7 protein-coding genes are annotated in these 10,000 nt (G+C 52.6%); 3 read left to right on the top strand and 4 right to left on the bottom strand.

Going from position 1 to position 10,000, the window contains the following annotated elements; all coding sequences use genetic code 11:
• The first annotated feature begins 812 nt into the window (after window positions 1-812).
• On the top strand, window positions 813-2,423 hold the full coding sequence (locus PsW64_RS17625; RefSeq protein WP_057464735.1) for a BCCT family transporter: 1,611 nt from the start codon (window positions 813-815) through the stop codon (window positions 2,421-2,423).
• Between the two features lie 98 nt (window positions 2,424-2,521).
• Here PsW64_RS17625 and PsW64_RS17620 read toward each other — a convergent pair whose 3' ends face one another.
• Complete coding sequence (locus tag PsW64_RS17620) at window positions 2,522-3,637, bottom strand: extracellular solute-binding protein (protein ID WP_057464736.1); 1,116 nt, start codon at window positions 3,635-3,637, stop codon at window positions 2,522-2,524.
• A gap of 262 nt (window positions 3,638-3,899) precedes the next feature.
• Here PsW64_RS17620 and mgtE point away from each other — a divergent pair, with 262 nt between their 5' ends.
• Together mgtE and PsW64_RS17610 are read left to right on the top strand one after the other, a co-directional pair.
• Window positions 3,900-5,306 carry a magnesium transporter gene (gene mgtE / locus PsW64_RS17615; protein ID WP_063304411.1) on the top strand — a complete coding sequence of 469 codons (1,407 nt, stop codon included), beginning with the start codon at window positions 3,900-3,902 and terminating at the stop codon, window positions 5,304-5,306.
• Between the two features lie 56 nt (window positions 5,307-5,362).
• Window positions 5,363-5,770, top strand: coding sequence for a cupin domain-containing protein (locus PsW64_RS17610; RefSeq protein WP_063304410.1), 408 nt, complete (start codon window positions 5,363-5,365; stop codon window positions 5,768-5,770).
• Window positions 5,771-5,812: 42 nt separating this feature from the next.
• On the opposite strand, the gene PsW64_RS17605 is transcribed toward PsW64_RS17610, so the two are convergent.
• The 3 genes from PsW64_RS17605 to PsW64_RS17595 all read right to left on the bottom strand — a co-directional run bounded on the left by PsW64_RS17605 (window position 5,813) and on the right by PsW64_RS17595 (window position 9,840).
• The gene (locus PsW64_RS17605; RefSeq protein WP_063304409.1) at window positions 5,813-7,285 is read right to left on the bottom strand and encodes a DEAD/DEAH box helicase; all 1,473 of its coding nucleotides are present in this window, start codon (window positions 7,283-7,285) and stop codon (window positions 5,813-5,815) included.
• A gap of 402 nt (window positions 7,286-7,687) precedes the next feature.
• On the bottom strand, window positions 7,688-7,972 hold the full coding sequence (locus PsW64_RS17600; RefSeq protein ID WP_063304408.1) for a GIY-YIG nuclease family protein: 285 nt from the start codon (window positions 7,970-7,972) through the stop codon (window positions 7,688-7,690).
• A gap of 503 nt (window positions 7,973-8,475) precedes the next feature.
• Window positions 8,476-9,840 (bottom strand): pentapeptide repeat-containing protein, encoded by a 1,365-nt coding sequence (locus PsW64_RS17595; protein WP_063304407.1) that lies wholly within the window; start codon window positions 9,838-9,840, stop codon window positions 8,476-8,478.
• Between the last annotated feature and the right edge of the window lie 160 nt (window positions 9,841-10,000).

Below are 10,000 nucleotides of genomic sequence, written 5' to 3'. Positions count from 1 at the left end.
CAGCTCGCCCTTCAGGTCATAGATGGCAACTTCACGCTCTCGCCTCAAACATCATCGCCACCTTACACCTCGATTGCACCTCTCGCCCTCAGGCCGAATGCAGCATGTCTCCAATGCGTATCGGATCGACTTCCCACGGAGCCGAAACTGAGCTGTTCTTACTTTGAATGGCATTTTCTGCGCTGCGTCCGAACCTCACGTCTCACACTAAGGTTTGCTATGAGAAAGCCATCAATAAGAGAGCAGCCCTACTCACGTGCCTCATTAGGCCTGAAATATCTTCATCTTTGCACAGTCAATATAACATGGAAGAGATTGATATTCTCTGAAACTGGCGTGTTCGAGCAGTATGAGGCCCGAAAATAGAATATGAAGATCATAAGCTTAGAGATGTGAGACAGGTTTTTCGGCCTCTTTGATATTGCTTTTGCAGGATCAGGCAAATCGGCAAAAGCTATCCCCAAGACTAAGTATTTTTACTCTTGTGTGTAATGCATTTAAATTTGTAGGTTTCGCGCACACCAAGTGGTGCCTAACCAATCACTGTCAGCGACGGCTTCATGCTAAGCCAGATCACTTTCGCTGTATGGCATCGCTATCCATCTGTGCCTCCGCCATGGAGGCAACCGCGTTGCCAGCTTCCGCCCTTTGTGCGTGGAACCCATTTCTGGCAGTGATCATATAGGCTCGCCCATGAGCTTTCGCGGCAGATGGCTAACAAGCGGATCATGGCTCTTGGTTGAGCTGCTAAATCCACGTGACGCGCGCACTCGGGCTGCATGCGTGGATATCTGCCAATAAACAGGACCAGTATGACTGATCAAACCTGCGCAGATCTTATTCCGGCCCCCGAAGGGCCGTCCAATCTTATTGATACTGATTATGAAGTAGGACAAGACAATATTACACCGCGAATCGCTGGTGTTGCGTTTGACGTCCACAATATCGTTTTCACTATTTCCAGTATTGCGATTGCAATTTTTGTTGCAATTACTCTGCTCTATAAGGACGCTATTGGTCCGGTCTTTGGTGATCTACGTGTTTGGCTCACTTCTAGTTTTGACTGGTTTTTCCTAATTGCCGGCAATATCTTTGTGTTGCTTTGCCTCTTCCTTATTGTGTCTCCACTGGGAAAGGTTCGCATCGGCGGCAGAGATGCAAAACCAGATTACAGCTACAGCGAATGGTTCTCCATGTTGTTTGCTGCGGGCATGGGCATCGGCCTTGTCTTTTACGGCGTGGCTGAGCCACTTGGCCATTTCTCTTCCATCACTTCTGGCAGCAGCTGGGCCCCATTGGGCGGTGAAGCGCTGAGCGGTGCGGAAGCAGAGCGCCTTGCCATGGCCTCCACCATCTTCCATTGGGCCCTGCACCCATGGGCAACTTATGCTGTGATTGCTCTTGGTCTGGCTCTGTTTTCCTATAACAAAGGCCTGCCGCTGACCGTCCGCTCTATCTTTTACCCAATTCTGGGTGAGCGCGTTTGGGGTTGGCCGGGTCACGTGATTGATATTCTGGCTGTGTTTGCCACCATGTTTGGTCTGGCAACCTCTCTGGGTATTGGTGCAGAACAAGCCAATGCTGGTTTGAACCATTTGTTTGGTCTTGAAATCACGACAACAACCAAAGTTATTTTGATCATCGCGATCTCTGCTATTGCACTTTGTTCCGTTGTTATGGGGCTGGATAAAGGCATTAAACACCTTTCCACCTTCAACGTAATCACCGCTGCTTTGCTGCTTGGTTTTGTTCTGTTAGCTGGTCCAACATTGGACATCCTGCAGAAACTGTTCTGGAATCTGGAAGCTTATCTGGAATATCTGCCAGCACTTTCCAACCCAGTTGGCCGCGTTGACGATAACTTCCGTCAGGGCTGGACAACTTTCTACTGGGCTTGGTGGTTCTCCTGGGCACCGTTTGTGGGCATGTTTATCGCTCGCATCAGCCGTGGCCGCTCCGTTCGTGAGTTCATGATTTGCGTGCTGGTTATTCCAAGTGTTGTTACCACCCTCTGGATGACAGCCTTTGGCGGCACAGCGATTGAGCTGGAAGCGACTTCTACCCTTGGCAAAATTGCAGGTGCGGCGACTGAGATTCAGCTGTTCGAGATGCTGAGCAACCTGCCACTTGCTGAAATCACATCTGTACTGGGTGTTGTTCTGATCATCACATTCTTTGTGACGTCTTCAGACTCCGGCTCTTTGGTGATCGATACCATTACAGCTGGTGGCAAGGTGAACGCACCGGTTCAGCAGCGCATCTTCTGGGCGTCTTTGGTTGGCCTTGTTGCGATTGCATTGCTGCTTGGAGGTGGTCTTTCCAGCCTTCAGGCGATGACGGTTTCAACCGGCTTCCCGTTTGCGATTATCTTGCTTGGCGCATGTTTTGCAATCGTCAAAGGTTTGCGTAGCGAGCCTAGATAAGCAAACTTCATACTAAATTCAAAACGCGGCGGGATCATTTCCGCCGCTTTTTTGTTTGAAATGCTTGCATGTGGGATCGTCGTTTGATCCGCTCTACATCAGTGGATGGTTGCTGCCAGCTTCTTGGCATCTGCGCGCATGTTGGCCGGAAGCGGGATGTAGCCGGATGAAATTGCGGCTCCTCTTGCCTGTCCGCTCAAAACAAATTCAGCAAACTGGCGCACCGCAGTGCCGGTTTTCACATCAGGGTAGACGTCTTCCGTCACCAGCCAAAAGAATGAAATGATGGGGTAAGCGCTGGGAGCTTCAGGGTTGTGAATCTCATCAATGGAGAGCGGATCGCCACTTCTGCTGATCTCCTCGATGGCTGCTTCTCCGGCATTGAGTGAGGGTGCTACGAAGTTGCCCTTTTGGTTTTCGACCAGAGCCATCGGGATTCCCAGTGTGCTGCCAAAGGCTGAGGGGGCATAGCCGATTGAGCCATTGTTCTCGGTGATTTTGGTGACGACCTCAGAAGAACTGGGCACAAGGACAGCATCTTTCGGGAAGGTTTCCAGTGGCCAAATGCTGGCAGATTTGCCAGACCATGCATTTTCGGCGGTGTACAAGTGCTTGGAGAGCGCAAGGTTTGCGCCGCTGGCATCGCTGCGGCCAACAATGGTGATTTTCAGTTTTGGCAAGCGCAGGTCCGGGTTCACCATGCGGATTTCACGGTGGTTCCAGTATTGGATGGAGCCATCAAAAATACCGGAGAGCGCGTTGCGCGTGAGCTTCAAGTGGCCTACGCCTTCAATATTGTAAAGAATACCGAGCATGCCTGCGGTGATGGGGATCTCCAGCAGTTTGTCTTCTATGGCGACAGGCTCATCGGCGGCATCAATATCAAGGTCTTGCTCCAGGATCGCTTCCAGCGGAGCGCTGGAGACAGCAAAATCGACCTTGCCAGCCTGCAATGCCAGCACACCAGCCCCACTACCGATCGGGTCGTATCGCACTTCGATCTCGGGGTTTGATGTTTTGAAAAGACGCAGAGTTTCATTGAACAGGACGTCTGGATACATCGATCCCGCTCCGCTCAGTTCCTCGTAGGGTTCTGCCTGAGCGTAACTGTCCTGAGCCATTGAGGAGTTAATCAGAAAACCGGTTGCCAAAAGCGAAAGGAACGAAGCAGCTACAATCTGAACGCACAGTTTTGGAGAGATCCGGTTGAGCATGGCACATCTTTCTCGGAGATTTTCCAATATGTAGACGCTGGTGTGCGTCATTTTATGCTGTTGGGCGCTGATATAACCGCCCGCGCAAGGCCCCTCATAACTTAGATTTCATAAAGGCTTTCTCATTGTGGGCTGCGGTATTATTTGAAAACTTTAGCTATAGAAACACAGCATTGGTTTTGCTTGATCTTAGGGAGAGATTTACTTCGCTGAGGCATGGTCTGCGCAGGCAGATTATCGTACCCAAACAAAGGTGCGGAGGATGGCAAAAAACAAGAAGCCACTTCAGTGGAGCAGCAAGACAGACACCACCGCACATGAGCACAATAAGCAGGTGCTGAAGACAGTGCGCCATTTGCTGCGCGCGCACGAGACCAGCTGGCTGGTGAAGCGGCTGAAGAAGTGGCCACCGACGGACCTGCTGCAGTTGCTGACTGCCCTGCCCCTACCGGATGCTCGCAAACTGTTTGCGCTGTTGCCTATTCGGCCTTCCACCAAGATTCTTGCCGAGCTTTATCCGGATTTTCGGGCTGAACTGCTGAAATACGGGACCACTACGCGGCTGGTGGAGATTCTCAATACGCTGAAGGAGAATGATCTGGCGGATACTTTGGATGAGTTTCCGCAGAGCCTGCTCGACATTATTGTGCCGCAGCTGGATGCGCAGGCGGAGATTGAGGAGCGGATACGGCATGGGGAGGATACAGCCGGGCGGTTGATGAGCCGGAAGTTTGTGGCGTTTCATGAGGACTACACGGCAGAGAAGGCCATTGCGGCGATCAAGAGCCAGTATGATCTGGTGGGGCGGTTTCGCACGGTGTTTGTGGTGGATGCCAAGCATCGGCTGGTTGGGCGGCTGGATGTGACGCGCTTGCTGACGCTGGAGCCCAAAGCACGCATCGGGGATGTGATGGATGCCAATGTGCTGGCGGTGTCGGCAGAAATGGATCAGGAGGATGTGCTGCGCAAGGCGGCGAAGCGGCAGATTTCCTCCATGCCGGTGATTGACGTTGACGGGAAGCTGATTGGGCGGATTACGACTGAGCAGATGAACCAGATTGTGCGTGAGGAGCTCTCGGAAGACCTGATGTTGATGGGCGGGGTTTCGCCGGAAGCACGGCCTTCAGACTCCGTGCGCCGGATCATCAAAGGCCGGTTGCCCTGGTTGATGACGGGGTTGATTGGGTCTGCTGTTGCGGCGCTGGTGGTTGGGTCTTTTGAGGATGAGCTGGAGAAGGCGGCTATTTTGGCGGCGTTTATTCCGGTGATCATGTCGATGGCGGGCAATTCCGGGCTTCAGGCGTCTGCTGTTGCGGTGCAGGGCATTGCGACGGGGTCTATCTGGACGGGCAGTACGCTGTTTCGGCTTTGGAAGGAGTTTTGCGGGGCGCTGTCCAACGGAGTGATTGCGGGGAGTGTGCTGACTGTGCTCATCAGCATTGGGGCCGTGCTGTTTGAGATTCATGACCCGGTGTGGCTGGCGCTTACGGCTGCGTCCTCTCTGGTCATCGTCACCACGGTGGCTGCCATGGTGGGGGCAACGGTGCCTGTGGTGCTGGACAAGATTGGCATTGATCCAGCAGCGGCGACGGGTGTTTTCATCACCACTAGCAACGACGTGCTTGGGGTGTTGGTCTACTTCACGACGGCCAGTTATCTTTATCTGTAACTTGACGTTCCCTGCCCTAACGGTCCCTACTACCCAACGATGAGGGAGGGACTTTCATGGAACAGGAACAGAGTTTCAGCCACAGCGAAGGTGAGGCTGGGGAGTTTGAGGCGCGGGGGTTGCGCAGTTATTTTGAATATCGCGACCTTGGCGTGGCTGATGCCACCAACGGGGCTGTGGTTGCGCATGTGATCAAAGCGCGTGAGGGGCACAATGCGACGGGGCAATGGCATGTGCATGATTGCTCCTTTCAGTTTTATTATGTGCTGAAAGGCTGGGCGCGGTTTGAGTATGAGGGGCATGGCATCCGCACGGTGAAGCCGGGAGACTGCGTGGTGCAGCCAGCGGGCATTCGCCACCGCGAGATTGAGCATTCTGAGGATTTTGAGCTGATCGAGATCGTCTCGCCTGCCAACTTCGGCACTCGGGCGGAAGATGAGACGGCGGAGACCACTGAGGCCTGAAAGCAAAACCGGGGCTTGTGAGCCCCGGTGTTTTTTATGAAATCAGCGCTGTGCAGCTGCTGGTTTTGCGCGGCGTGGTCTGTTGCTCTGGCTGCGGTTTGGACCGCTTTTTTGAGCTGGGCGCGCATTTGCGTTTGGTTTGCCGCCGCGGCCACGACCTGCATTTAGCTTTGCACCGGCTGGTCTTGCGCCTGCCTCACCTGCTGGTTTGCTGCCTTGTGCGGCACCGTTGCGGCCTGCACCGCCAGCTGGACGACCAGCACCACCGGCTGAGCGGCCAGCGCCGCCACCACCACCGCCACTGCGGCGACGGTTGCCTTGCGGGCGTTTGTGGCGTTTCAGCTGTGTCTGTTCGTTTGCTGGATCGTACGCAGGCATTTCGCCGTCCGCCCAATCACCATCACCAGACGGGATTTTGCGGCCAATCAGGCGCTCAATGTCGCGCAGGTATGGTTGTTCGGTTCCATCACACAGGGAGATGGCAACACCGCTTTTGCCTGCGCGGGCTGTCCGGCCAATGCGGTGAACGTACGCTTCCGGCACATTTGGCAGCTCGTAGTTGACCACGTGGCTGACGCCATCAATATCAATACCGCGGGCAGCGATGTCTGTTGCCACGAGGATTTTGATGGAGCCATTTTTGAAGCCATCAAGCGATCTTTCGCGCTGGCGCTGGCTCTTGTTGCCGTGGATGGCGGCTGAGCTGAGGCCTGCTTTGTCCAGATGACCGCTGACACGGTCTGCGCCGCGCTTGGTGCGGGTGAAGACGATGGCGCGTTCGATGTCTTTTTCTGACAGGATTTCCTGCAGGGCAGCCCGTTTTGAGCTTGAATTGAGGAAGCGAACGGACTGCTCGATTTTCTCAATTGGACGGGAGACCGGCGCCACGGAGATTTCGCGCGGGTTGGTCTGGAATTCTTTCGCCAGCTTGCGGATCTGGTGTGGCATGGTTGCGGAGAGCAGCACTGTCTGGCGCACTTTTGGCAGTTTGCCAAGAATACGGCGGATGGCTGGCGCAAAGCCAAGGTCCAGCATCTGGTCGGCTTCGTCCAGTACCACTGTTGTTGTGGCGTCCAGCTTGATGCCGCCGGTGCTCATGTGGTCTTCCAGACGGCCCGGTGTGGCGATCACAATGTCCAGACCTCTGGACAGGGCGCGCAGCTGTGGGCCGGGTTTCACACCACCAAAAATAACGGCAGTTGATGGGCCGATATACTGGCCATAGGTGCGCACGCTATCGGCGATCTGGGAGGCAAGCTCACGGGTTGGCGCAAGAATAAGCGCACGGCAGGTGTGCGGCGCTGGTTTTTTGCGGTCTTCTGCCAGACACGTCAGCAGTGGCAGCACGAAGGCTGCGGTTTTGCCGGTGCCTGTTTGCGCGATGCCGAGGATATCCTCGCCCGCTTTCATGTGCGGAATTACTTCACGCTGGATTGGGGTTGGGGCCTCATAGCCCTCTTCTTTTACGGCGCGCAGGATAGGCTCTGCCAGGCCAGCTTCGTCAAAATTCTTCACTCTCGTACTTCCAAGATGTGCAGAGCACGCCCCCTGATATGGGATCAGGAAGATGCTCGTAGATTAAACGCCAGCATATACCCCGCAGACATACATCTACGCGGCCAGACTGGCTAAAATTGAGATCCATGGAGTTTGAGAGGAGCTTTGAAAGCGACCTAGAAACGCTGCGGACCACGGTGCGTGCCCGTGTTACATCCCACTCGAGCAGGCTGCCTTGCTGAATATATTGCAGGCAGCGGGGTGGCGCTCCAAGCATATGCCCGATAAGCGCGTTGCCTCGGGAGATATAGGTAAATGCGCGGGAATGCAAGGGGTGGGGTGTGAGATGATCCACGCAATGCTCCTCTAACCGCCGTCATCCCGCACTTGATGCGGGATCTAGAATGATTAGCAAAGCAGTCACCCTAAGTCCCGATACAGATCATGCCAGGCTGGGTTAAGTATTTCAATTAACTTCAGTTTCCATGCTCGCCTCCAACGTTTCAGCTTTTTCTCACGAGCGATTGCATCCCCGATACGCTCAAATTCTTCATAATAAACCAGCTGAGAAACGCCATAGCGAGCAGTAAACGAGGTTGCCGCCTTCTCCCGATGCTCATGAATGCGGCGCGCCAGATTATTGGTGACGCCCGTGAAGAGCGTCCCGTTTCTCTGACTTGCGGTGATGTAGATGTAATAGGGCATATCGTAGTTTGAGAGTGTATGTGCAGATTGCCAATCGCATGATCTGGCTAGGCCTTTATCAGGGGTGATTTCCAGCTAGATCCCGCATCAAGTGCGGGAAGACGGCGGTGGGGACTTATGCTCCACGCCCGCCCTCGCCGTCATGCCGGACGAGCGAAGCGAAGATCCGGTATCCAGAGCTAAGCAGCAGGGCGGCGCTCCCAGCATATGCCCGATGAGCGCGTTAGTTGAGGGGACGTTTGTGAGCATGCTGTAGTTTGTGGGTGTAAATGCAGATTGCCAACCGCGTGATATGGCTAGGCCGTTATCAGAGGTGAGTTCCGGCTGGATCCCGCATCAAGTGCGGGAAGACGGCAGTGGGGGCTTTAGGTCTGCCCAAACGCCCCTCGCCGTCATGCCGGACAAGCGAAGCGAAGATCCGGTATCCAGAGTTTACATTTACTTGAGATCTGGATTGCCTACAGAGGAAAGTAAGAGGCAGAAGCGAAACTCTCCGTGAATATTTATTCTTGGTAAGGCCATTGCGTTAGGCCCAATCGATCCAGAAACTTCTTATAGATTTCTCCAACAGCCCCATCATATTGGTCGAAAGGAACCCAATCTACAAACTCATGCTCCGCATACAGCTCATTTTGCATACGCATTGCCTCATCTTCGTTCCCTTCCTTCTTCATTTTATTGATTTTATAGATTGTATGAAAATGTGTGCCGATTTCTTCGTTAAATCGAGGATGTAGTTGTGTGTCTTTTGAACCAAACGTTACATTTGTATCTTTCGGGTCGGACAAAAACTCAGCTGCACTTAAGTCAGCCCCTCGGAACGACACGCCGTACACTTTTGCAAGAAGAAAAAAGCCATTTGCCAAAGATACTGGATACATCGAGCCAGACGGAACAGTCGGGCGATTGAAGATAACACGGTCACAACGCGTTCCTTTCAATATTGCCCCTCGGAAGATTGCAAAGTTTAGTAATGCCCCAGAGAGATATGTTCCATTCAATTCGCAATCTTGAAAATTTGCAAACTCCAATCTACTTTTCACGAACAACGCAGCCGTAAAATTACCACTACGAAAATCAACTCCGCTTAAGTCTGTGGCGCTCAAATTTAACCGGAACTTATTCTCTTGCTCCATTCGAAGCTGCTCTGAGGAACGTCGACCAATTACATTGATCGCAGCCTGAATATCAACTCTAGGCGTAACTTCACTCAAAGGAAGTTCTGTCGGATCTAAGTTCACAACTGGTGCATTCTCTCTGATGTAGGCGCAGAGAATTTCCATAATCTGTAAGTGATCCCTGAGGCTATCCTGTGCAATTCTCTCTAACGCATATATTGCACCGATCCGAACTTCTAAGTTCGGGACGCTGCTTTCATAGACTTCACGATCAATAATTGGTGTGCCATCTGGGCGAAGAGCTGGCTTGGGATTTCCATCCTTATCCAGCATCCATTTCCCATCTTTCTTCTGATATTCAGGTGTTTCGATTGTTTTCTTTACAATTTTTTCAGCACCAAGACCTTCAACCGCCTTGTTTATTCGATCTGTAATCTGGCTTTGAACAGCAGTATCAGCATTCTTTTGGGCAACAATAGACCTCCACACCAAAAATGGCGCGCTGAAAGCAGCAGCAATAATTAAACCTATGTTTCTGATCGCACTGCCAGTGGCATCCTCACCAAAGGGGCCATATCCTAGAAATGCACTCAGCAGATGCCAAAGGCCGATCAAGCAAATCAGGACAATAGCTAAAGCAGCAATAAACAAGAGCGCGCCTATGAAGCTTCCCAGCCATCGTGCTCTTGTGAAGTCAACATCCCTATTCAAATGAACCCAATCCCAAAATGTTGGCTTTTCATTCTTCATGGGAACACCGTTTAATCTCTACTCAAAAAAATATTGGCTGCATGTTTAGCAAACAACTCAAAGCAAATTCTATCACTAGTTGCTTCAACTCGCATACACCAACCTCAATAAAGGCCAACCTCTCCACTTGGTTCTAGATAATTATGGGTCCCGGCTCGGG

The sequence above is a fragment of the Pseudovibrio sp. W64 genome, from assembly GCF_001623145.1.
Taxonomy (GTDB): domain Bacteria; phylum Pseudomonadota; class Alphaproteobacteria; order Rhizobiales; family Stappiaceae; genus Pseudovibrio.
This window is presented reverse-complemented; position numbering and strand designations above follow the sequence as displayed.